This is a genomic window from Cyanobium sp. Morenito 9A2 (genome assembly GCF_024345575.1).
Lineage (GTDB): Bacteria > Cyanobacteriota > Cyanobacteriia > PCC-6307 > Cyanobiaceae > ATX-6F1.
The window spans coordinates 1-21101 of record NZ_JAGQBJ010000019.1; the positions used below are offsets into that span (position 1 = coordinate 1).

The 21101-nt window shown below is 65.2% G+C and carries 25 protein-coding genes and 1 tRNA gene; 12 read left to right on the forward strand and 14 right to left on the reverse strand.

Translation table 11 applies throughout. From position 1 onward, the window contains the following. Positions 1-235 precede the first annotated feature (235 nt). Positions 236-1684 (forward strand): glycoside hydrolase 100 family protein, encoded by a 1449-nt coding sequence (locus tag KBY88_RS15315; RefSeq protein WP_254940850.1) that lies wholly within the window; start codon positions 236-238, stop codon positions 1682-1684. Between the two features lie 104 nt (positions 1685-1788). On the opposite strand, the gene petD is transcribed toward KBY88_RS15315, so the two are convergent. Both petD and petB read right to left on the reverse strand, forming a co-directional pair. Then, positions 1789-2271, reverse strand: coding sequence for a cytochrome b6-f complex subunit IV (petD, locus tag KBY88_RS15320; RefSeq protein WP_254940813.1), 483 nt, complete (start codon positions 2269-2271; stop codon positions 1789-1791). 70 nt (positions 2272-2341) lie between these two features. Continuing rightward, complete coding sequence (petB, locus tag KBY88_RS15325; protein ID WP_254940814.1) at positions 2342-3016, reverse strand: cytochrome b6; 675 nt, start codon at positions 3014-3016, stop codon at positions 2342-2344. Positions 3017-3129: 113 nt separating this feature from the next. Between petB and ctpZ the strand changes: the two genes are divergently transcribed. From ctpZ to KBY88_RS15340, 3 genes are read left to right on the forward strand one after another with little or no spacing between them, the layout of a single operon-like run. Beyond that, the gene (gene ctpZ / locus KBY88_RS15330; RefSeq protein ID WP_396103323.1) at positions 3130-4359 is read left to right on the forward strand and encodes a carboxyl-terminal processing protease CtpZ; all 1230 of its coding nucleotides are present in this window, start codon (positions 3130-3132) and stop codon (positions 4357-4359) included. Next, positions 4356-5624 (forward strand): HD domain-containing protein, encoded by a 1269-nt coding sequence (locus KBY88_RS15335; protein ID WP_254940815.1) that lies wholly within the window; start codon positions 4356-4358, stop codon positions 5622-5624. Before ctpZ ends, KBY88_RS15335 begins: the two co-directional genes overlap by 4 nt. A gap of 23 nt (positions 5625-5647) precedes the next feature. Beyond that, positions 5648-6328 (forward strand): septum site-determining protein MinC, encoded by a 681-nt coding sequence (locus KBY88_RS15340; RefSeq protein ID WP_254940816.1) that lies wholly within the window; start codon positions 5648-5650, stop codon positions 6326-6328. On the opposite strand, the gene KBY88_RS15345 is transcribed toward KBY88_RS15340, so the two are convergent. The 3 genes from KBY88_RS15345 to KBY88_RS15355 are packed head-to-tail and all read right to left on the reverse strand — an operon-like array spanning position 6318 to position 8526. Then, positions 6318-6911, reverse strand: a complete 594-nt coding sequence (locus KBY88_RS15345) for a chromate transporter (RefSeq protein ID WP_254940817.1) — start codon at positions 6909-6911, stop codon at positions 6318-6320. The two genes, KBY88_RS15340 and KBY88_RS15345, sit on opposite strands and share 11 nt — an antisense overlap. A gap of 11 nt (positions 6912-6922) precedes the next feature. After that, positions 6923-7525: a chromate transporter gene (locus KBY88_RS15350; protein WP_254940818.1), complete on the reverse strand. Its 603-nt coding sequence runs from the start codon at positions 7523-7525 to the stop codon at positions 6923-6925. Positions 7526-7527: 2 nt separating this feature from the next. Then, a complete protein-coding gene (locus tag KBY88_RS15355) occupies positions 7528-8526 on the reverse strand; it encodes a phospholipase D-like domain-containing protein (RefSeq protein WP_254940819.1) in 999 nt (332 codons plus the stop codon). 120 nt (positions 8527-8646) lie between these two features. Between KBY88_RS15355 and minD the strand changes: the two genes are divergently transcribed. The 5 genes from minD (at position 8647) to KBY88_RS15380 (ending at position 11896) form a co-directional block, all read left to right on the forward strand. Further along, positions 8647-9459, forward strand: coding sequence for a septum site-determining protein MinD (gene minD / locus KBY88_RS15360; protein WP_254940852.1), 813 nt, complete (start codon positions 8647-8649; stop codon positions 9457-9459). A gap of 5 nt (positions 9460-9464) precedes the next feature. Further along, on the forward strand, positions 9465-9782 hold the full coding sequence (gene minE, locus KBY88_RS15365) for a cell division topological specificity factor MinE (protein WP_254940820.1): 318 nt from the start codon (positions 9465-9467) through the stop codon (positions 9780-9782). A 70-nt stretch (positions 9783-9852) separates the two neighbouring features. After that, positions 9853-10083: a response regulator transcription factor gene (locus KBY88_RS16355; protein ID WP_396103327.1), complete on the forward strand. Its 231-nt coding sequence runs from the start codon at positions 9853-9855 to the stop codon at positions 10081-10083. A gap of 12 nt (positions 10084-10095) precedes the next feature. Next, positions 10096-10167, forward strand: a tRNA-Thr gene (locus tag KBY88_RS15375). A 1015-nt stretch (positions 10168-11182) separates the two neighbouring features. Next, positions 11183-11896, forward strand: a complete 714-nt coding sequence (locus KBY88_RS15380; protein ID WP_254940822.1) for a putative 2OG-Fe(II) oxygenase — start codon at positions 11183-11185, stop codon at positions 11894-11896. A 24-nt stretch (positions 11897-11920) separates the two neighbouring features. Here the strand turns inward: KBY88_RS15380 and KBY88_RS15385 are convergent, their stop codons facing one another. Then, positions 11921-12445: a DUF1543 domain-containing protein gene (locus KBY88_RS15385; RefSeq protein ID WP_254940823.1), complete on the reverse strand. Its 525-nt coding sequence runs from the start codon at positions 12443-12445 to the stop codon at positions 11921-11923. 166 nt (positions 12446-12611) lie between these two features. Between KBY88_RS15385 and KBY88_RS15390 the strand changes: the two genes are divergently transcribed. Next, positions 12612-13013 carry a hypothetical protein gene (locus KBY88_RS15390; RefSeq protein ID WP_254940824.1) on the forward strand — a complete coding sequence of 134 codons (402 nt, stop codon included), beginning with the start codon at positions 12612-12614 and terminating at the stop codon, positions 13011-13013. A 179-nt stretch (positions 13014-13192) separates the two neighbouring features. On the opposite strand, the gene KBY88_RS15395 is transcribed toward KBY88_RS15390, so the two are convergent. From KBY88_RS15395 to KBY88_RS15420, 6 genes are all read right to left on the reverse strand, one after another. Then, positions 13193-13981, reverse strand: a complete 789-nt coding sequence (locus KBY88_RS15395) for a M23 family metallopeptidase (protein ID WP_254940825.1) — start codon at positions 13979-13981, stop codon at positions 13193-13195. Between the two features lie 185 nt (positions 13982-14166). Beyond that, positions 14167-14328, reverse strand: coding sequence for a hypothetical protein (locus KBY88_RS15400; protein ID WP_254940826.1), 162 nt, complete (start codon positions 14326-14328; stop codon positions 14167-14169). 34 nt (positions 14329-14362) lie between these two features. After that, positions 14363-14971, reverse strand: coding sequence for an L-threonylcarbamoyladenylate synthase (locus KBY88_RS15405; RefSeq protein ID WP_254940827.1), 609 nt, complete (start codon positions 14969-14971; stop codon positions 14363-14365). After that, positions 14968-15906, reverse strand: coding sequence for a peptide chain release factor N(5)-glutamine methyltransferase (gene prmC, locus KBY88_RS15410; protein WP_254940828.1), 939 nt, complete (start codon positions 15904-15906; stop codon positions 14968-14970). The genes KBY88_RS15405 and prmC overlap by 4 nt, the downstream gene beginning before the upstream one ends. Before the next feature lie 72 nt (positions 15907-15978). Continuing rightward, on the reverse strand, positions 15979-17046 hold the full coding sequence (locus KBY88_RS15415; RefSeq protein WP_315858149.1) for a DNA-processing protein DprA: 1068 nt from the start codon (positions 17044-17046) through the stop codon (positions 15979-15981). A gap of 140 nt (positions 17047-17186) precedes the next feature. Next, positions 17187-17666, reverse strand: coding sequence for an acyl-CoA thioesterase (locus tag KBY88_RS15420; protein ID WP_315858150.1), 480 nt, complete (start codon positions 17664-17666; stop codon positions 17187-17189). A gap of 50 nt (positions 17667-17716) precedes the next feature. On the opposite strand from KBY88_RS15420, the gene KBY88_RS15425 reads away from it, so the two are divergent. Beyond that, positions 17717-18565: a universal stress protein gene (locus tag KBY88_RS15425; protein WP_254940830.1), complete on the forward strand. Its 849-nt coding sequence runs from the start codon at positions 17717-17719 to the stop codon at positions 18563-18565. 22 nt (positions 18566-18587) lie between these two features. On the opposite strand, the gene psbM is transcribed toward KBY88_RS15425, so the two are convergent. Continuing rightward, on the reverse strand, positions 18588-18692 hold the full coding sequence (gene psbM / locus KBY88_RS15430; protein ID WP_254940831.1) for a photosystem II reaction center protein PsbM: 105 nt from the start codon (positions 18690-18692) through the stop codon (positions 18588-18590). 112 nt (positions 18693-18804) lie between these two features. Further along, the gene (locus KBY88_RS15435; protein WP_254940832.1) at positions 18805-19269 is read right to left on the reverse strand and encodes a 2Fe-2S iron-sulfur cluster-binding protein; all 465 of its coding nucleotides are present in this window, start codon (positions 19267-19269) and stop codon (positions 18805-18807) included. A 258-nt stretch (positions 19270-19527) separates the two neighbouring features. On the opposite strand from KBY88_RS15435, the gene psbB reads away from it, so the two are divergent. Further along, positions 19528-21087, forward strand: a complete 1560-nt coding sequence (psbB, locus tag KBY88_RS15440; RefSeq protein ID WP_254940854.1) for a photosystem II chlorophyll-binding protein CP47 — start codon at positions 19528-19530, stop codon at positions 21085-21087. Positions 21088-21101 lie beyond the last annotated feature (14 nt).

A 21101-nucleotide genomic window follows, 5' to 3' on the forward strand; every position in this document is an offset into this window, starting at 1 on the left:
GGCGGCCTCCCGGCCGCTCGCTAAACCTACAACATCGCTCGGCTTGCGCCTCCCTCTGTTTTCGCTTCAGCTCTGCGCTCCCCCTCTCGGTGGGGCGCAGTCCAAAACACTAACACACCAGCTCAGGGGCCACCAAAGAGCGGACTCAACGCATTGAACAATGCCCCTGTTCGCCGCCCATACCCCTTGCCATGCCTAGGTTCTGGTGGGAGGGCATTCGCCCGGGGAGAACGTGGTGGCAAGAAATTTCAGTCAAGAGCAGCTGCGGGTACGGCCCAGCTCCAAGGAAGAGGCCGTGGTGCAACGGGCCCGTGAGCACTTTGAGCGCACCCTGATTCGGGTGCGTGGCGAACTGGCCGGCTCGGTGGCGGCCCTGGAGCATCCCCGCAACCACCAGGAACTCAATTACGGAGAGATCTTCCTGCGGGACAACGTGCCCGTGATGATCTACCTGCTGCTGCAGGGGCGCTTCGAGATCGTTCGCAACTTTCTCGAACTCTGCCTGGAGCTCCAGAGCAGTGCCTACCAGACCCGAGGCGTGTTCCCCACCAGCTTCATCGAGCAGAACGGCGAGCTGATCGCGGATTACGGCCAACGCTCGATCGGACGAATCACTTCCGTGGATGCGAGCCTCTGGTGGCCCGTTCTCTGTTGGCTCTACGTGAGCCGCAGCAAGGACTGGGAATTCGGAGTGAGCCAGCGGGTGCAGCGGGGCGTTCAGCTGCTGCTGGATCTCGTGCTCCATCCCAGCTTCGAGGGCACCCCTGTGCTGTTTGTGCCCGACTGTGCCTTCATGATTGACCGTCCCATGGACGTCTGGGGCGCACCCCTGGAAGTGGAGGTGCTGCTGTTTGGCTGCCTGCGCAGCTGTTGCCGCCTGATGGAGCTCTGCCAACAGGGCAGCAAAAGCCGGCTGCTGGAGCAACGGCTGGAACTCACCCGCCAATGGCAACAGGATCTGCGCTCCTTCCTCCTCAAGCACTACTGGGTCACCAGCAAGACCATGCAGGTGCTCAGGCGCCGCCCCACCGAGCAGTACGGCGACCAACAGCACGAAAATGAGTTCAACGTCCAGCCCCAGGTGATTCCCGACTGGCTGCAGGACTGGTTGGAGAACCGCGGTGGCTACCTGATCGGCAACATGCGCACGGGCCGACCTGATTTCCGTTTCTACAGCCTGGGCAACAGCCTGGGCTGCCTGTTCGGACTGCTCGCGGCCCCCCAGCAGCGCGCCCTGTTCCGGCTGGTGCTTCACAACCGCAAGCACTTGATGGCCCAGATGCCCATGCGGATCTGCCATCCGCCCATGGAAAACGGTGAATGGGCCAACAGGACCGGCTCAGACCCGAAAAACTGGCCGTGGAGCTATCACAACGGCGGCCACTGGCCGAGTCTGCTCTGGTACATGGGGAGCGCGATCTTGCTGCATGAACGGCTGTATCCCCAAGCCGACGTGCTGCTGATGGGTCAGATGAAGGCACTCCTAGAGGAGTGCTATTGGTCGCAGCTCAACCAGTTGCCTCGCCAGCAATGGGCCGAATACTTCGACGGCCCTACGGGCACCTGGGTGGGGCAGCAATCACGCACCTACCAGACCTGGACGATCGTGGGCTTCCTGCTGCTGCATCATCTGCTGAGGGTCCGTCCAGAGGACGTGACGCTGTTGAACCTTGATCTCGACTAGACGATCGTGATAGCAAAGCATCAAGAGGGGTGCCCTAGCAAAAAAAGCCGCTGCCTAGGGCAGCGGCTCTGTTGACAAAAGGGCAAAACTTGAGGCTGACAGATTCAGAACAGCCCGAGGGTGAGGGACTTGTCAATGGGCATGGCAGCGCCAATACCAAGATAAATAGTAAAAACTGTTCCGAACAGGAACGCCGCCATGGCCACGGGGCGTCGGAATGGATTCTGGAACTTGTTGAAGCTCTCGATGAAAGGAATCAACATGAGGCCCAAAGGAATCATGGTCTGAAGTGCGATGCCCAGAAGCTTGTTGGGGACTACCCTGAGAATCTGAAAGACAGGATAGAGATACCACTCGGGCAGGATTTCGAGAGGTGTGGCGAAAGGATCAGCCTTGTCACCGAGCATGGCTGGATCCAAAACGGACAATCCAACAAGGCAGGCCATGGTGCCCAGAATCACGACCGGAAAGATGTAGAGGAGGTCGTTGGGCCAGGCGGGTTCGCCGTAGTAGTTGTGTCCCATGCCCTTGGCGAGCTTGGCCCGCAGCTTGGGGTCGGAGAGATCCGGCTTCTTGAGGATGTGCATGGGGTTGACCTAGAGACGAACGGTGATGCGAGCTGAGCAAAGCCTAGGGCGAATGAAGGCTTAGGACAGTTCAGAGGGGACCGGAAATGCCCTGCTTCCGGATCATCAGGAAGTGGATGAGCATGAAAACCGCCAGCAGCCAAGGCATCACGAAGGTGTGAAGGCTGTAGAAGCGGGTCAGGGTGGACTGGCCAACACTCTCGCCGCCGCGCAGAAGTTCGACCATGAAATCACCGACCACCGGCACGGCCGCCGGCACGCCTGAGACGATCTTCACAGCCCAGTAGCCCACCTGATCCCAGGGAAGGGAATAACCTGTAACACCGAACGAGACGGTGATCACCGCCATGACGACTCCAGTGACCCAGGTGAGTTCACGCGGACGCTTGAAGCCTCCGGTGAGATACACGCGGAACACGTGAAGGATCAGCATCAGCACCATCATGCTGGCGCTCCAGCGATGAACCGAGCGGATCAACCAGCCGAAGCTGACATCGCTCATGAGGTACTGAACGGAGCTGTAGGCCTCCGCCACCGTGGGGCGGTAGTAGAAGGTCATGGCAAATCCAGTGGCGAACTGGATCAGGAAGCAGACCAGGGTGATGCCGCCGAGGCAATAAAAGATGTTGACGTGCGGTGGCACGTACTTGGAAGAGATATCGTCTGCGATCTCCTGGATCTCCAGACGCTCCTGGAACCAGTCGTAGATGGGAGACGACTTTGCGGCAGGAGAGGAGTTCGCCATGCAGCGGGGGGCTGGTGTTGCGAGAGTCTACCGATCGCCCTGGAGCGGCCGTGAACGCCAAGCGCCCCCTTCCCCGGGAAGCTCAACCGATTGCAACACGAGCCGTCTCCGGCGTGCCCCAGAGCCTGCTGGCCCTGCTGCTCAGCGCGCTGCTGCTGGTGAGCCCTTGGCTTCTGTGGACACCGGTGGCGCTGGCCCTGAACGATGCCCAGGCACTGGTGGTCTCCAGCTGGAGCCTGGTTAATCAGAGCTTCGTGGACCCCGCCCGCTTCGATCGCGTGCAGTGGCGGCGCCTGCGCCAAAAGGCTTTGGAGCGAACGATCAACAGCAGCGCGGAGGCCTACTCCGCGATCGAGGCGATGCTCGAACCCCTGGGTGATCCCTACACCCGCCTTCTGCGGCCCGACGATTTCGACACCCTGCGCTCGAGCACCGAAGGAACGGTGACCGGCGTGGGGCTGCAGTTGGCCCTCCACGAGTCGGACGGCACCATCGTGGTGGTGGCTCCACTAGAGGGCTCACCGGCCCAGGGGGCCGGGATCCCCAGTGGCAGTCAGGTGCTGGCCGTGGAGGGGCAGTCGGCCGATCGCCTGGGACTCGAGGCCACTGCCGCCGCCCTGAGGGGAGCGGATGGAACCGACGTGCACCTGAGCCTGCTCAGCCCGGCGGGTGTAAGGCGGGAAGTGACCCTTGAGCGTCGGCGCGTGGACCTCCAACCGGTGCGCTATCGCCTGCTGGAGCAGAGTGGCCACCGGCTGGGCTACCTGCGCCTGAGCCAGTTCAGTGAAACGGTACCCACGGCCTTTCAAGCGGCGATCGAGGCCCTTGATGAAGCAGGGATGGAAGGGCTGATTCTCGATCTGCGCAACAACTCCGGGGGCCTTGTCTCGGCTGGATTGGCCGTGGCCAATGATCTGATCGACAACCAACCGATCGTGGAGACCGTGGACCGCAGTGGCCTGGGGGTGCCGCAGCAGGCGGGAGTGGGCCAGCTCTACGGCGGACAGATGCTGACCCTGGTGAACGGTGGCACAGCCAGCGCCAGTGAGATCCTTGGCGGCGCGCTGCAGGACGACGGACGCTCGGAACTTCTCGGGAGCAAGACCTTTGGCAAAGGCCTGATCCAGACCCTGATCGCCCTGGGGGATGGCAGCGGCCTCGCGGTGACAGTGGCCCGCTATCAGACCCCGAGCGGACGGGACATCCAGAATCTGGGCATTGTTCCCGACCGGCCCCTGGCCCAGCCCGAACCCCTTAACCCCGGAGGTCCAGGGGACACCTGGCTCGAGGAGGCACAAGACCTGCTGGTGCAGCGTCTTGACACCGCCCGGGCGCGGCCATGACCCGACGCACTTACCACGACCCCCTGCACGGGGCCATCCGCCTGGACGGAGATCACCCGGCCGAGGGCCTGGCCATCCGCCTGATCGACACGGCTCCATTCCAGCGGCTGCGGCGCATCCGTCAGTTGGGACCAGCCTTTCTCACCTTCCACGGCGCTGAATCCAGCCGCTTCACCCATTCCCTGGGGGTGCTCCACCTGGCCCGTCTGGCGCTGACGAACCTGCAACGCCTGGAACCAGACCTCGACCAACACGCCGGCGTGCTGTTGGCGGCGGCTCTGCTGCACGACGTGGGGCACGGTCCCCTGAGCCATTCCGGCGAGGAGATGTTCGGAATGCATCACGAGAGCTGGTCCGGGCGGCTGATCCGCGACCACCCCGCCCTGCGCGATCCACTCGAGGCCTTTGCCCCCGGTAGCTCAGGCGCCGTGGCCGACCTGCTGGAGCACGGTCGCTATCCCCAACCGGCGATCAAGGCCCTGGTGAGCAGTCAGCTGGACTGCGACCGGCTCGATTACCTGCTCCGTGACAGCTACAGCACGGGCACGAGCTATGGCCGACTGGATCTGGAGCGGATCTTGGCGGCCCTGACCCTTTCGCCCGATGGCGGATTGGCCCTGCACCCAAAAGGCTTGATGGCCGTGGAGCACTACCTTTTGGTGCGCAATCTGATGTACCGCAGTGTCTACAACCACCGATTGAACGTCGTATGCAACTGGTTGCTGGACCTAGCGGTGACCCTGGCGCGTCGGCTCGGACCGCAGGCCGTGAAAGCCGACAGCGTGATGGCCCGCTGGCTCTGGGAGCCCCAGTGCCTCGATCTGGATAGCTTTTTGGCCAATGACGACGTGCGCACCGGCTACCACCTGATGCGCTGGCGGGAGGAGGGTCCAGCCGCACTGGCCCAGGTGTGCCGCCGGTTGCTGGATCGGGAGCTGCTCAAGGCCACCGACGTGAGCCGCCTCAGCGGCGCAGAGCGGCTGGAGATGCTGGCCCTCGCAGGCCACCTGAGCACCGCCGAGGGCCACGATCCCGAGCTCTGCTGCGGCCTGCAGCAACGGCAAACCCGTGGCTATGACCCGTACAAAGGGGGACTGCGGCTCTGGAACGGCAGCGACCTGCAGGCGCTGGAGCTGCTCTCTCCCCAGGTGGCCAGCCTCAGCCTGCCCGTGGAGCTCGCCTGGCTGATCCATCCGCCCGAAGTCAGTGGAGCTCTGCGGCGGGCTGTGGCGGAATTGATCGGTGCCCGCACAGGCGTTGCCTAATGTTTAGGCCCCATGGAGCGGGCATGGCCGCTGTCCTGATTGCCTCCGGCGGGCCGGAATTGCCCCATGTGCTGCGGTTAAGCGCGTCCGAGGATGCCGGTGGCGTCCTCGAGCAAGTGCGCTACGCCCTGGGTCTCACGCCACCGGTTGGCCCCGTGCTGCTGCAGGCGGGGGAGTGGCTGCTCAACACCGCCTCCGTCCGCAACGTCGCCCAGCACCTGGCCGAGCGGGGATTGGAACTGAGCGCGGTGCAGGGCTACAACGGCGCCACCTTGGTGGCAGCTGCCGCCCTGGGGCTGCCCACTGAGCGCCTGCTCCCTGGTCCGTCGCCTGAACCACCGGCCCACTCAGGCCCCAGCACGGCCCTGACGGTGCACCGGGGCACGCTCCGCTCCGGCGATCATCTGCAGGTGGCCGGAGCAGTGCTGCTGCTGGGGGATGTCAATCCAGGGGCCCGCATCAGTGCAGGTGGCAGCGTGCTGGTCTGGGGCCGCCTGCGGGGGGTGGCCCACGCGGGGGCCGCCGGCGACACCGGAGCGACGATCACGGCCCTTCAGTTGCGGCCACTCCAGCTGAGAATCGCCGATGCCGTGGCCCGAGGGCCCCAGGACGACCCGCCGGCGGGCTTCACGGAAACGGCCCGGTTGATGGACGCCGCCATCGAAATCGAGGCGGCCGATCCGCTCTGGCCGATCAGCGATTGATCAGCCCCAGCCCCCCGAGCAAACCAGCCACGGCCATGAACCAAAGAGGTGAGATCCGGGTGCGGAGCATGAGCACGCAGACCAGCACAGACACGATTACCCCGGGGATGTTGGTGTCGGCGGTCTGAAGGATCTTGAGTCCGACCGCGAACAGAATCCCCAGGGTGATCGGCCCAAGCCCCCGCTCGAAGGCCACCCGCCAGGGGGAGTTCTTGAACTTGTTCCAGCTCAGGCAGGCCACCACCATCAACAAAGTCGAGGGCAGCAGGATCGCCGCTTCAGCGCCGTAGCCACTGAGCAACGACCACCACGCCCCCTCCTTCCAGGCGGCCCCCATCCCCAGCAGGCCCACGATCATCGAACTGGGCCCCGGAGCGGCCTCCGCCAGGGCGTAGATGTCGGCGAACTGGGAGGAACTGAGCCAGCAGTACTGCACCACGCTCAAGTGGTGGTACTCACTCAAGAGGGTGTTGCCACCCCCGAGCGAAAACAGCGAGAGAGAAAGGAAGGTCCAGAGCACCTGGAGCAGGTTGCCCAGATCGGTGAGCGCGAGCGGCGTACAGACCGTCAAGGACAGTGGCATCGTCAAGCTGCTCAGACCGACCGTGGGGGGGGAGTTGTTGGGGCCGTACCTCGGGGCCAGTACCAGGCCATGGCCAGCGGACCGGCCAACAGCACCACTGGAATGAGCTGCACGTGGAACACCACCATCGCCACGAAGGTGGCCGCGGCCAAGACGAGGGCCATCGGATCGCGCCAGTACTGGTCAAGGATCTTGAAGCCCATCGAAAGGGCCATGCCGGCCGCGGCCGCCACCACGCCGGCCAGCACCCGGTCCACGGAGGGCAGCTCATGGAAATGGAAATAGAGCAGCCCCACCAGCATCAGGCCCGTGAACGGCACCAGCAGCATCCCCGCCAGGGCGATGGCGGCCCCCACCAGGCCGCGGAATTGGGCGCCGATGTAGACGGCCATGTTGATCTGGTTGGGTCCCGGGAACAGGCGCGCCACCGTGAGGCCGGTGAGGAAGCTCTCGTTGGTCATCCAGCGGCGCTGCTCCACGACGATGCGCTGGCTCCAGGCCGAGAGGCCTCCGCCAAAGGAGGAGAGCGACACCTGAAGCATGCCGATGAACAGGTCCCGCAGCCCGGGAGGCGGAGCCAGGTCTTCAGGCTCCAGCGGCGTGGGATGGGCCATGGTCAGTCGTGCACGAAGTGGGGATCCGGGGCCAGCTCGCCCTCTTCATGGAGAGTTGGATCGAGGGGATCAGGAGCGTGGTACTTCGCGGCCTCGGCCCAATCGGCCTGGAAGGTTGCCTTGAGGCGAGCGATCACGGCGGGCGCATCGGATTCGATCCCCAGTTCGCGGCGCAGGTCAAAGGCACTGCGATCGATGTTCATCGAGCCGGTCTGGGCCGCCACCCCATCCACCAGGATCAGCTTGGCGTGCAACTTGAGGTGCTTCTGGCGGCGCACCTTCACCCCGAAGCGCTCCATGACTCGCAGGGAAGCGAAGGTGTCGTAGATGTCCCAGTCGCTGATGCCGTGCTTGCCTCCGCACAGCACGCGCACCTTCACCCCCCGTTCCCGGGCCGTGATGATCCGATCGAGGATCACCGCATCCACGAACTTGGGATGCTGAATCCAGAGGGATTCCGTGGCGGCATCGACGATCCGGGCCATCTGGCCGCGGCTATGGAAACTGCTCCAGACCAGGCCCACGCCAAGATCAGGCTGGAAGAACTGACGATGCCAATCGGCCTCGAAACCGGCGATCACCTGGGCGACCACGGGGGGTGAGTAGGTGACGACTCCGTAGTCACGGGTCTCGGTGAAGTATTTGTCCGCCAGGTTGAAGGTGGCGACCAGGGCGAAATCCTGATCCACCACCAGCGATTTCTCATGGGTGACCGGGAACGCCTCGCTGGTCCAGATCGATTCGATGCCCCAGCCGTTGAGGCGGGCATGGGCCTCATCGTTCCAGCGGTCGCCCCCGGATGTGTGGGGGTTGAGCATGACCCGCACCTGTACCCCCCGCTGGTGGGCCCGCAGCAGGGCCTGCTCGATCGCGTCCGACTGGATCTTGAACTGCTTGAGCAGCAACTGCTCCCGTGCCTGATCGATCAGGGCCACAACAGACTCGGCGCCGTCGTCGGGCATGACCAGGAGGGTCTGGTGGTGGGACGTGGGCTCCGACATTGCCGGGGAGCAGGGTTAGCCCTTTCTACCGGCATCGCGAGCGCCAGGTAGCTGATCGAGCCCCATCGTTCCAACTTGTTCCAAGGGCCCTAACCTGCTTCCACTTCGCGACCTGCCGCCATCGCACGCACGCGCCACATCCTCATTTGCTCCGGCAAGGGCGGCGTCGGCAAGACCACGCTGACCGCCAACCTGGGCATTGCCCTGGCCAAGCTGGGCCATAAGACCGTCGTTCTTGACGCGGATTTCGGGCTGCGCAACCTCGACCTTCTCCTGGGCCTGGAAAACCGGATCATCTACACCGCCCAGGAGGTCCTCGCCGAGACCTGCCGGTTGGAGCAGGCACTGGTCAAGCACAAGCAGGTCCCCAACCTGGCCCTGTTGCCAGCAGGCAACCCGCGCATGCTCGAGTGGCTCAAGCCCGACGACATGATCAAGATCGCCAAGCTGCTGGGCGATCAATTCGAGTACATACTGATCGATTGCCCGGCCGGGATCGAAGACGGTTTCAAAAATGCGATGGCGGCCGCTGAAGAAGCCATCGTGGTCACCACACCTGAGGTGTCGGCGGTTCGAGATGCCGACCGGGTGATTGGATTGCTCAATGCCCATGGCATCAAACCGATCCAGTTGGTGCTCAACCGGGTCCGGCCCAAGATGATGCTCAACAATGAAATGTTGCCGGTCAGCGATGTCACTGACATCCTGGCCCTCCCCCTTTTGGGACTGGTACTCGAAGACGAGCAGGTGATTATCTCCACCAACCGTGGTGAACCGCTCACTCTCAATGGCACGCGTTCACCAGCGGCAGTGGAATACAACAACGTGGCCCGGCGCCTGACGGGGGAAGAGGTGCCGTTGATCGATCCGCTCAAGGCGGGCGGGGGAATCCGCTCCAAGCTGGGCCGGCTGCTGCAAACCAAGATCTTCTGAGCCCGATGACCCTGCTCGACATCATCAACAAGCTGCTAGGGCGCCAACCGGCCAGCGCCGACACTGCCCGCCAGCGCCTGCAGCTGGTGCTCGCCCACGACCGCAGCGACCTGAACCCCGAACTGCTGGAGCAGATGCGCCGGGAGATCCTCGAAGTGGTCTCCCGCTACGTCGAGATCGATCTCGAAGAAGGCGATGTGAGCCTGGAAACCGAGGATCGGGTCACCGCTCTGGTCGCCAACCTGCCAATCAAGCGGGCCAGGCCCACGCCGCTTCCCGTACCCGAGCGCGATGAGCCAGAGCCCGCGCCCACCCCGGCCTGAGGAGTTCAGGGTTGCGGAGCGTGCCATGGGTAGGCCGTGGGAATCCTGGAGAGGTCAACGCCCCCAACCCATGGCCATCTCTCGAAACCAAGCCGCCCCCGTCTCCCTGGGCCATGGGTCCATCTCAACAGCTGAGAGCCGCGTTCTTGAAGCCTTGCGCGAAGGACTGAGCAACAAGGCGATCGCCGGACGGCTCTATCTCAGTCCGCGCACCGTGGAAAGCCATATCTCCCATCTGCTGCTCAAGACCGGGTGCGGCAGCCGAACCCAACTTCTCCTCTGGGCCATGGGTGAGCGATAAACTCCCTTCAATGCCGGCTTAGCTCAGTGGTAGAGCAGCGCTTTTGTAAAGCGAAGGCCATCGGTTCAAATCCGTTAGCCGGCTTGTTGATCATCAGCCTCTCAAGTCGCCTGCCAAGAGGCGTTTCGGGGGCTTGGGCGGGGTCGAGCTCGCACCGCCCAAGCCCATCAAAGGCCCAGCTGACCGAGTTCAGCCAGACACTCGCGCGATCCTGATCGATATGAATCAGATGGCTGAACAAGGGCTTCCCCACCGGGAAGCTCCATGGCCGAAATCGGCCAACGGGGCGTCCTGGCCAAGCGAAACAGAACCGCTTCTGCCGATCTCGACCAGGGAAGGATCGACCTGGTCGCCGGGATCAGCTCCTGACCCCTGCAGCTCGGCAAGGGGTGGATCGTCAGGGTCCCCCTGGGGCGAGCATCACGGCCCCGGCGCCCGCGCGGAGCCCATGCCCCAGGTCGTTGTGCACCCTGAACCTGCGTTCATCCAGGCGCCAGGCGGCATCACCCCTCGGAATGGCAGGGATGCCCCGATCCCTGGACCTGAACCAGACCAGAGAACCGAGTCGCCAGTGGCCCGCCCACGCCAGCTCTCCATTGACCAGCTTTCCTCAGATGCTGCGCAGCGGCTGCCGCCTCGAATCCTTCCAGGCCCCAAAGCCTCTGGGATGGCGATCGGCCCGCGCCAGGAACAACAAGGCCTAACGCAGCTCGCGGTGGCTGCGTGCTGAGCGAGCATTGACGAAGCCGGCCCCCCCAAGGGGGCTTGCAACGTCGCAGCGGTTGTCGGCGGTAGCTCAATCGCGCCAATCATGCCTCCCCGGCCCCGGGGTCGGGGAGGCACCTGAGCCGCAGTTGCTGATTCGAGCATTCCGTCATAGCGATGCTCCAGCCAGAGCCCACAGCAGCCTGTCCAAACCGCGAACGAAGCCGGCCATCAACAGTGGTGATGGCCAAATGGCAGTTGCACCAAGCGATCGCGCCCTCAGGGCGATCGCCAATCGATCGGGCTCAGGCCATCAGGCGGTTCCTTGCCCCACCGTCCAGCGCCATCGCGGGCCCCGATCGCGTCGTAACTTCGGCCCAACGGCGGCCCGGCCATGGATGCGACCACGGAGGTGCTGAGCCTCTTTCCGCGCTTTCTGCTCAAGCAACGGCTGGATGAGCGCCTGCTGAGCGACCTGCAGCACCTGGCGCTTCAAGTGCTCAGCGACCCCGGCAGCACCCCGGACGCCTCGCGCAAACTCGCGGGCCAGTTGGCGCTCCAGCGCCAACTGGGGCCTCACTTTCCCCCGATCGCCCTGCTCTGCGCTGAGGTGATCGTGCCCGCCTGCGAGCACTGGATCCGGCACGTGATCGACCAGCAGCCGCCCCAGGGGCGGGGTCCCTGGGGGCCGGGGGGCTATCGACTGCAGATGATCGATGTCTGGCTGAACGTGCAGCGCGCCGGCGATTACAACCCCATTCACACCCACGGCGGCAGCTTCTCGGGGGTGCTGTTCCTGCAGGTCCCCCCCCAGATCAATGGGGAGAGCTTCGACGGCCAGCTCTGCTTCCACGGCCCCGAGGAGTGGCACATCCAGAGCTTCCGCACCGGCATGGTCCACTACGTGCTGCCCCTGCCCGGTGATCTCTATGTGTTCCCCGCCTGGCAGCCCCATTCGGTGGCCCCGTTCCGGGGCGAGGGGGAACGCTGGTCCCTGGCCTTCAACGTGGTGGCGGTGCCCCAGCCCCCAGCGAGCCCAGCCTCTTCCTCCCCCAGTGGCAATGTCTCCCTCTCGAGCCGCCGGCCGAGGCCAGGCGGTTTTTCCTGAGCCCTCCTCCAGGCCATCGGGCGCTCAATCCTTCTTCTGACGGTCGATCCGGCGGTAGCCGAACCAATCGGGCACCAGGGGCTGATGCCGGCCCTCGGGATCCAGAGGCAGATGCACATGCCAACCCTTCAGTGCCCCGAGTTGCAGGGCCTCCTCCATGTCATGGAGATCGTCGGTGTGGCGCTCGATGGCGCCCGGCAACAGCCGTCGCCGAGCCCTGGCCTTGGCGGCCTGGGCACTTGGGGCCACCACCAGGGTGAACTGGTGCAGCTCCGCCAGCTGGCTGGGGTCGTAGGCGCCCATGTTCACGAACCACAGACGCTCGGTCCCCTCCCAGGGCTCAGGGCTCAGGGCAACAGCATGGCCATCGACGAAGTCGATGGCCACATAGCTGTCGATGTGGAGTCCGCGAAGGCGACCCAACCACTGGCGACGTAGCTCGGGTATCGCCTCGTCAATCGAGGTGACCGCCATGAAGCGAACATCGTGGAGTTCGATGTGGCAGCCCTCACTGCGGCCCCCGAGCACCACCAGATGGAGCCGTCTCATCGCTTCTGGAATGGCGACTGTGCCCCCTTCCTAGCCGGAGCAGCCTTCGACCGCTGACGACGCCAGTCGCACCCAGACATCACTCAACCACCACCTCCCACGCACAGCGGCCAAGGGTTCCTGTCGCCTCCCCTACATTCGTGGGCTCCTGATCAGCTGACAGAGCATGGCCGTACGTCGCTACCTGCTGGCTGTGATTCTTTGGAGTTCCGTTCCCCTTTCAGCGGGGGCCGCCCCGTTCAGCTTCGATCCGGTGTCGTTTGCTGGCTACGCCAACAGCCGACAACGGGCGCTGGGCAACGATGTGTTCTTCAAGAACCTGGTCCTCTGCACGCGCAAAGGCGACAAGGGTTACAGCTGCCTGGAGGGGGAACTGCTCAAACGTGAGCCGGGCAAGTCGGGACGCTCCTTCTGCAAGTTGCGCTTCGTAGGCTTCCACCCCAAAACCCAGAACATCAATTATCTGATCAAGTCGTGTGAATTCCGCGACGACCGCAGGCGCCTGATCGAGCAATCCCAGCAGCTGCTGCGCAAGGGGCTCGACACCCTGGAGAACTTCAGCCAGTAGGGCCTACACAAACGCGCCGTTGCCGCTGCGATGGCGTATCTGACACATCTTCATGGACCCGTGATCCTGGGCACTGGGGCGCAACCGCTCCGGTCACCATCAACGCGCTGGGGCCATCCCTTGGCGCGACCGACAACGGCACCCTTGCCCAGCCCTGCCGGCAGCTCACCCGTTCGGCTTCAGGGTCGGGCTTCGAGCTGGGATGTGTCCTCCAGCAACGGCCCTGGGTCCAGCGCCACGGTGCGCGCACCATCACGGCGCCTGAGCTCGAAATGCAGATGGGGGGTGCTGGCACTGCCACTGCGACCGACGCGGCCAATCACCTCGGCAACAGCCACCACCTGCTGGGGCTGCACCGCCAGATCCAGCAGGTGGGCGTAGAGGGTCTGCCAACCATGGCCGTGGTCGATCACCACCGTGAGACCGTAGCCGGCAATCTCCTCCACCAGCCGTACCGTGCCGGGACGCGCGGCGCGCACCGCCGTCCCCTCAGCGGCGATCAGATCGATACCAGTGTGCAACCGCCAGGCGTTGCGGGATTCTGCGAAGCGCCAGCCGAAGGGGTTGGTCTCACTCGCTGGCCGCTCCAGGGGATAGGTGAGCGTGGGCAGTTGGCCGGGACGAGGCTGAGCCGAGGCGGCAAGCACCGGATCGGGAGCCAAAGGCTCCGGAACTGGACGCAGAAAAGGGGAAAAGGGAGCGGGCAGCCGTTCGTTCTCGCCCAAGGCGGCCACCTGTGCTTCCGCCGGGGTGCTTGCGGGGCGTGGGGGCCGGGCGGGGGCGACCAGGAATGGTTCGGCCTCATTCACGGCAGGGGGCAAGGCCGGCTGGGCCCTGGCGGCCACCCAAAGGTTGAGGTGGCCATGGCACGCCGCCGTCAGCACCAGAGCGCTCGCCAGCGCCAAGAGCCGCCGCTGCCCTGAACCGGCCTTGCACCGTCCGAGGCCCGGACCCGTCAGCCGCTCCATGGGAGGCCCTTCTGGTGGTCCCGCCGTTGTAACGCCCCTGGGCCAGCGGGCCAGAGCCACGGGAACGACAGACCCTGGGGCAGGCGAATCAGTCGGGGCCTCTCGCGTCAATCGTCGAGGCGCCGTCCCCCCAACCCAGCCCCCACGGCGCTGATTGGCGGGAATGCTCCGGTCTGTTCGGCCTCTCAGCCCCGGGGCCCCGCCAGCACCCAGGCCCCCAGCCCCAGGACCAACCATGGCCACCATCCCTGCAGTTCAAACAGCGGCGTAAGCGCGGCCGTCAAGGGCTCAAGCATCACGTGGTTGAGGCCCAGCACCAAGGCCACCAGCAGAGTGAGGATCAGCATCGCGGGGTGGCCAGCTTTCGCGGCAGTCGAGCTTTCAAGCTTCTGACCCGGGCATCACAGCACCGGGTCGCAGCACCTGCCAGCCTCCGTCCTCACCCCAGGCCAGCACGGTGCTTCCCTGCCCCGCGGCGGCGGGCCAAGGCAACGGCCCCAGCAAGGGCACCGCTGGGAAGGCGCGGGCGGACTCCTCTGCCGTGAGGCAGGCCGGTTCCCCGGACACATTGGCGCTGGTGGTGGCCAAGGGTCCCGTGAGCTGCAGCAAGGCCAGGGCCGCAGGGCAGGAGGGAACCCTCAACCCCAGGCTGCGTCCACCGGGATGGAGCGCCTGGGCCACAGGCCCCTGCGCCGGCAGCACAAGGGTGAGCGCCCCGGGCCAATGTCGCAGGGCCATGGCCCTCCAGTCGGCCCGGATCGGCACGGCCAAGGCCGCCAGCAACTCCTCTGGATCGGCGCCCATCAGAATCAGGGGCCGATCAGCGGGGCGCCTCTTGAGCGTCCAGAGCTGATGGGCCTGCAGGGGCCGGCAGGCCAAGGCGGGCAGGGTGTCGGTGGGGAACAGGGCGGCCGAACCGGAGGCCAGGGCCCCGACCAGCTCAACGAGCTCCAACAGCCGGCTTCGATCGAGCGGTGGCTGAGTGGTCATGGAACAACCCATGACGATCCGCCCGGGGTCGGCCCACCGGGCGCCGGGCGCCGGGCGCAACTGAAGCGACCATGGCCCTCCAGGTCGAGCTCGGTGCTGGCCTCCTCCAGACCGGCGACCACCAGCAGATCCGCCACGGCCGGCCCCTGATCGTGGTGATGCTCCAACAACAGCCAGCCGCCGGGAGCCAGGGCCTGAGCGGCACCGGCCACCACGGTTCGCAGCGACTCCAGTCCATCAGCACCGCCATCAAGGGCCAGGTGGGGCTCGTGCTCGCGCACCACCGGCTCCAGCTGGGCCAGGAGTGCTGTGGGGATGTAGGGAGGGTTGCTGACCACCAGATCAAGCTGGCCGGACAGCGGCTTCAGCGGCTCCCACCACGAGCCAAGCCTCAGGGCCACGCTAGAGGCCACACCGGCGCGTTCCAGGTTGGTGCCGGCCTGGGCGAGGGCCTCGGGACTGCAATCCACCGCATAGCCCTGGCTGCCCTGGGGCAGAGCCGCCGCCAGGGCCACGGCCAGAGCACCTGAACCCGTGCCCAGATCGGCCCAGCAAACTGGCCCCGGTGACAACGCGGGCAACCGCCCCAGGGCCAGGTCCACCAGCAACTCCGTTTCCTGGCGGGGGATCAGCACCCCTGGGGCCACTTGCAATTCAAGATCCCGCCAAGGGCAGATCCCCACCAGGTACTGAAGAGGTGTGGCGCTTTGACAGTGCCGATGCCAGATCGCCTCCAGCTCCTGCAGTGACCGCACCAGCGTCACCTCCCGCTTGGGCTCCAGCCAGAGCCGCTGCAGGGCAACCCAGGGGAGGCCACCGGCCAGATCCAGCAGCCAGTCGAGTTCAGCGGCGCCGCCGCCTCCCGCCAGAAGGCGGCGACGCCAGGCCAACAGCTCCGTGCCCACCACCGCCGTTGGCGCTTCCCGTTCCAACATCGTCCTCGGCGAGGGCGCCGGGGGGGAAGGGTGCGGATGAGGACGATCCATGGCGCCAACCTAGGGAGACCCTCAAACGGGCCGCCAGCAGAGACCCGGCTCGGCCACCACCCTCCCGGCGATTTCCAATTCGAGCAAACAGCGCGCCACGTCCGCCGCCGGGCGTCCCAGTTCTTGGCAGAGGTCTTCCAGAGAGGCCCCCTGACCCAGCAACCGCAAGATCTCCCCTTGGTCGCCCGCTGGGGAACCCCCCGAGCATGCTGGCTGTTTCAAGGGGCCAGGACCCAACTGGCGGATCAGATCGGACGGATCCAGCAAGGCAGATGCGCCCAGGGCCAAAAGGCGGTTGCTGCCTGCCGCCGAGAGCTTGCCCGCATCCGCCGGCACCACCCAGAGGGGAAGCCCTTGATTCCATGCCAGGGCCGCCGATTGCAGCGCACCACTGAGAACAGGGCACTCCACCAGCACCACGGCCCGAGCCAGGGCCACCTGCAGGCGGTTCCGAGCGGCGAAATGCCCCGGGCGCACACCGGCGCCGGAGGGTTGCTCGGTGACCAGCAGACCCTGGGCCGCCACCAGGCGCTGGAGCTCCTCGTGATGGCGCGGGTAAACCCGCTCCAGGGGGGTGCCCAGCACCGCCACTGGACGCCCCCCCTGGACCAGACAGCCCCGGTGGGCCGCCGCATCGATGCCTTCCGCCAGGCCGCTCACCACAGGCCAACCCGCCCGGGCCAGGGCGCTGCCGATGGCCCGCGCCATGGCCAGCCCGTGACGGGAAGGGTGGCGGGTGCCCACCACCGCCACCGCCTGGCGGCGGCGCAATGGTGACCAGAGGCTGCCACGCCCTAGCCAATGGAGCGCGAGCGGTGGCCGCTCCAGCTCCAACAGAGCCCTTGGGAAAGCGAGATCACCTGGCAGCAAAACCCGCGACGAAAGGCCAGTGCGCCTGACGGCACCGAGGGGATCGGGGCCCAGGCGCCGGCGGTAAGCCTCAAGACGGCCGAGAACGGCAGGCCCCATGCCCGGCACGGCAGCCAACCGCTCCAAAGGGGTGATCCAGGCGGCCGAGAGGTCACCGCAATGGTGCTCCAAGGCGCTGAGGCGGCACCAGCCAATCCCTGGACAGTCCTGCCAGATCAACCACCACAGTCGACGGGATTCATCCCAGCTCGGGGGCCCATGGGCTGATGAAGTCGCCAAGGGGCTGCCTTGGCGGCCAACCGCGCCGAACGGAACAGGCAGCAGATCCCCCACCCACACAAGAGCAATACATTTGTACTTTATCGTTCCTGGTGGCCGTTGGGCCCCAACTCCAGCCGCTCGATCGCCCGCTCCAGGTCCTCCGGCAACCGCCGCACCAGTCGCCTTGCCCCGGGATCAGAGCCACTGCAGGCCAGCTGCACCAGCACCAGTTCCACCCGGGCCGCAGCCGCCACCTGGCCGGCGCCATTAAAAAAGGTGCTGTGCCATGGCAGACGCAGGCCCCGCCGGGGTTCGATCACGCTCCACAGTTCAAGGGCATCACCGTGCAGCAGGGCCTGGCGGTAGTCGATCGAGAGGGCCACCACCGGCAGCTCCAGCCCTCGGGCCGATAGATCGCTGTAGTCGAGGCCGGCCGAGGCCAGCGCCTCCACCCGGGCCTCTTCGAGAAACCCCAGGTAGGAGCCATGCCACATCACGCCGGCGTGATCGGTGTGCTGGGGCAACACCCGCCGCCTGAGGCACCAGCCACGCTTCATGACGTCCTTTTGGTTCGGCAAGGGCCCGCCTGCGTTTCAGCCATAGGCTGCCAAAGATCGGTGCCAGGCTCATGTTTCGCAACCTTCTGATCGCCGATTCCGGCAAGGGCCATGTCGAGGAAATGGTGCGCATGCTCCGCGCCATTCCGGTGATTCAGCAGGCCCGACTCAACCTGTTGCACGTGGTGCCCGAGCAGGCGGGTGAAAACTTCGAAGTGCATTGGCAAAACGCTGCTGGGATTGTGGCCGAGGCCGTCAAACGGCTGGGCCTTGACCCGAGCCAGATCAACACGATCATTCGCCAGGGCGACACCAAGCAAACCGTGCTCAAGGTGGCCGACGAACTGGATAGCGATCTGATCGTCATGGGCTCCAGGGGCCTGGGAAGGCTGCAGTCGATCCTCAACAACAGCGCAAGCCAGTACGTCTTTCAACTCTCGACCCGGCCGATGCTGCTGGTCCGCGACGACCTTTACGTACGCCACATCAACCGAGTGGTGGTGGCCATCGACAGCACTGGCGTCGGCGATGAGGCCCTGCGCCTCGCCTGCGAGCTTGTGAAGGACATCCCGGGGGGCAGTCTTACGGGTGTTCACGTCAGCCGCCATGAGGTGGCGCCCACCCGGGGCGGCAAGACTCCCGCGGATGAGGTGCTCGATAGGGCTGTTCAGCGCGCCCGCAGCATTGGAGTGGAACTGAGGCCCGAACACCGCAGTGGTGACATCGGCCGCAGCTTCTGCGCAGCGGCCGAAGAACTCAGAGCCGATCTGGTGGTGATTGCCTCCCAGGACCGGCGCCCTCTAGTGGCCAAGGGGCTGGTGGACATCGACCGCCTGCTCGGCAGCTCGGTGAGCGATTTCATCCGTGTGCACGCCCCGGCTCCTGTGCTCTTGGTGCGCGAACCGGAGGGCCTCCGCTGAGGCGTCCCCTTGCCTTGGGAGTTCAGCTCTGACGGCTGCTGGTCTGGATGTACAGAACGATCAGAAAGACGGCTGGCACCAGAACGAACAGCAGACTGGCGACGAAGCCGAGATCGTTGGTTTCCATTGCTGTTGACCGGAGCAACCGGACCGTATCACCGGCACCCTGACCGTTTTGGGAGTGCTTCACCGCTCGTTGCGGTTTAGGTGCTCAGCCGGTCCGATCCTCTGGCCTGATCTCAGGGGCGTGAATCGAGCACTTCGGGCTGCCCAGCGCCATCCGAGGCCTCGCCACCTTCGCCGATGTCCGGCTCAGCGACCACAGGCCAGGCCGTGGGCCCTTCGGGGAGGGGGGCACGGCGGGCAGCCTCCAACCGGGCGGGCCCATCAGCCAACCCCAGCTGGGGTCGCGTCAGCACGGAGACAGACTTGAGAACCAGAGCCTGACAGGCCAGACGCCAGTCCTGGGGACGGCGGCGCAGCTTCTGCTCCTCCACCACCGTTTGAGGGCTCAAGGCGCCAGGGGAGCCTTCCGCCACGACACCAACAAAACAAGTGATGCACTGGCCGCAGCCATTGCAGTTGCCCAACTTGCCCTTGAGCCCATAGATCTCGATCCCCTCGCGCAGGGCCACCTCGCGCAGGTTCTCGCCTGGGTAGCACTCCACCTCGCGGCCTTCACGGACGAAACGGATCACGGGCATGGGAGATGCAAAGAGAAGGCAACCATTCTGAGACCACAGGTTGAGATTTGTAACCTGCGCTGCCGGTCAGGGCAACCCAGCACATGGGCTGCGGCTCAGCCCGCGCCATCACGGCACGTTTCAGCTCAAGCCCGCAGCTGACCTTGGGCGATCGATAACCCCTACCATCGCCGCACGGATCGATCCGTCCTTCGTGTCGATCGCTCTGCTGTCGTGGCTTCCACCACGCAGCCGTTTGTTTCCCCGGACCTAACCCTCATGGGATTGCCCTGGTATCGGGTGCACACGGTCGTCATCAACGACCCGGGCCGCTTGCTGGCCGTGCACCTCATGCACACCGCTTTGGTCGCCGGCTGGGCCGGCTCCATGGCGCTCTACGAGCTCGCGATTTTCGACCCCTCTGACCAGGTCCTCAACCCCATGTGGCGCCAGGGCATGTTCGTCATGCCCTTCATGGCGCGCCTCGGCGTCACAGGCAGCTGGGGGGGCTGGAGCGTCACCGGTGAAACCGGTGTGGACCCAGGCTTCTGGAGCTTTGAAGGTGTGGCCGCTGCCCACATCATTCTCAGTGGCCTGCTCTTTCTGGCCGCCATCTGGCATTGGACCTATTGGGATCTGGAGATCTGGCAGGACCCCCGAACTGGTGAACCTGCCCTTGATCTTCCCAAGATCTTCGGCATCCATCTCCTGCTTGCAGGATTGGCCTGCTTCGGCTTCGGTGCCTTCCATCTCACCGGCGTCTTCGGGCCTGGCATGTGGGTCTCCGATCCCTACGGACTAACGGGCCACCTCGAAGCGGTCCAACCGTCCTGGGGGGCTGAGGGCTTCAACCCCTTCAATCCTGGTGGCATTGTCGCCCACCACATCGCGGCCGGAATCGTCGGGATCATCGCCGGCATCTTCCACATCACCACTCGCCCACCGGAGCGCCTCTACAAGGCCCTGCGCATGGGCAACATCGAAACGGTGCTGGCCAGCGCGATTGCCGCCGTGTTCTTCGCCGCCTTCGTGGTGGCCGGAACCATGTGGTACGGCGCCGCCGCCACACCTGTGGAGCTGTTCGGTCCCACCCGCTATCAGTGGGATCAGAGCTACTTCAAAACCGAGATCAACCGTCGTGTCCAGACGGCTCTTGACGGGGGTGCCTCCAAGGCCGAGGCCTACGGGTCCATTCCTGAAAAACTGGCCTTCTACGACTACGTCGGCAACAGCCCCGCCAAAGGCGGTCTGTTCCGGGTGGGGCCGATGGTCAACGGTGACGGCCTGCCCACGGGCTGGTTGGGACACATCAGCTTTACCGATAAGGAAGGTCGTGACCTTGAGGTCCGCCGATTGCCGAACTTCTTCGAGAACTTCCCCATCATTCTCCAAGATCAAGACGGTGTCGTACGTGGGGACATCCCCTTCCGCCGCTCCGAAGCGAAGTATTCCTTTGAGCAGACCGGTGTGACCGCCACCATCTACGGCGGCGCGCTCAACGGTCAGACCTTCAGCGATCCGGCCGACGTCAAGCGGTTCGCCCGCAAGGCCCAACTGGGTGAAGCGTTCGAGTTCGATCGCGAGCGCTACCACTCCGATGGCACCTTCCGCAGTTCTCCCCGCGGCTGGTTCACCTTCGGCCACGCCACCTTCGCGTTGCTGTTCTTCTTCGGCCACATCTGGCACGGAGCTCGAACCCTCTACCGCGATGTCTTCGCCGGCATTGATCCCGATCTCGGCGAGCAGGTGGAGTTTGGTCTGTTCCAGAAATTGGGCGACCGTTCCACCCGCCGCCTTCCCGAGGGCTACGTGCCCCCGGCCGGCTCGACCCTCAGCTGAGCGCCAGTCCCCCG

Excerpts from the sequence above, each read along its gene's own strand:
- petD (WP_254940813.1), bottom strand. The coding sequence starts at position 2,271 with ATGCACATCCTCAAGAAGCCGGATCTCTCCGACCCCAAGCTGCGGGCC.
- petB (WP_254940814.1), bottom strand. The coding sequence starts at position 3,016 with ATGGCGAACTCCTCTCCTGCCGCAAAGTCGTCTCCCATCTACGACTGG.
- KBY88_RS15335 (WP_254940815.1), top strand. The coding sequence starts at position 4,356 with ATGACCCGACGCACTTACCACGACCCCCTGCACGGGGCCATCCGCCTG.
- KBY88_RS15340 (WP_254940816.1), top strand. The coding sequence starts at position 5,648 with ATGGCCGCTGTCCTGATTGCCTCCGGCGGGCCGGAATTGCCCCATGTG.
- KBY88_RS15345 (WP_254940817.1), bottom strand. The coding sequence starts at position 6,911 with ATGCCACTGTCCTTGACGGTCTGTACGCCGCTCGCGCTCACCGATCTG.
- KBY88_RS15350 (WP_254940818.1), bottom strand. The coding sequence starts at position 7,525 with ATGGCCCATCCCACGCCGCTGGAGCCTGAAGACCTGGCTCCGCCTCCC.
- KBY88_RS15355 (WP_254940819.1), bottom strand. The coding sequence starts at position 8,526 with ATGTCGGAGCCCACGTCCCACCACCAGACCCTCCTGGTCATGCCCGAC.
- minE (WP_254940820.1), top strand. The coding sequence starts at position 9,465 with ATGACCCTGCTCGACATCATCAACAAGCTGCTAGGGCGCCAACCGGCC.
- KBY88_RS16355 (WP_396103327.1), top strand. The coding sequence starts at position 9,853 with ATGGCCATCTCTCGAAACCAAGCCGCCCCCGTCTCCCTGGGCCATGGG.
- KBY88_RS15380 (WP_254940822.1), top strand. The coding sequence starts at position 11,183 with ATGGATGCGACCACGGAGGTGCTGAGCCTCTTTCCGCGCTTTCTGCTC.
- KBY88_RS15385 (WP_254940823.1), bottom strand. The coding sequence starts at position 12,445 with ATGAGACGGCTCCATCTGGTGGTGCTCGGGGGCCGCAGTGAGGGCTGC.
- KBY88_RS15390 (WP_254940824.1), top strand. The coding sequence starts at position 12,612 with ATGGCCGTACGTCGCTACCTGCTGGCTGTGATTCTTTGGAGTTCCGTT.
- KBY88_RS15395 (WP_254940825.1), bottom strand. The coding sequence starts at position 13,981 with ATGGAGCGGCTGACGGGTCCGGGCCTCGGACGGTGCAAGGCCGGTTCA.
- KBY88_RS15400 (WP_254940826.1), bottom strand. The coding sequence starts at position 14,328 with ATGCTGATCCTCACTCTGCTGGTGGCCTTGGTGCTGGGCCTCAACCAC.
- KBY88_RS15405 (WP_254940827.1), bottom strand. The coding sequence starts at position 14,971 with ATGACCACTCAGCCACCGCTCGATCGAAGCCGGCTGTTGGAGCTCGTT.
- prmC (WP_254940828.1), bottom strand. The coding sequence starts at position 15,906 with ATGTTGGAACGGGAAGCGCCAACGGCGGTGGTGGGCACGGAGCTGTTG.
- KBY88_RS15425 (WP_254940830.1), top strand. The coding sequence starts at position 17,717 with ATGTTTCGCAACCTTCTGATCGCCGATTCCGGCAAGGGCCATGTCGAG.
- psbM (WP_254940831.1), bottom strand. The coding sequence starts at position 18,692 with ATGGAAACCAACGATCTCGGCTTCGTCGCCAGTCTGCTGTTCGTTCTG.
- KBY88_RS15435 (WP_254940832.1), bottom strand. The coding sequence starts at position 19,269 with ATGCCCGTGATCCGTTTCGTCCGTGAAGGCCGCGAGGTGGAGTGCTAC.
- psbB (WP_254940854.1), top strand. The coding sequence starts at position 19,528 with ATGGGATTGCCCTGGTATCGGGTGCACACGGTCGTCATCAACGACCCG.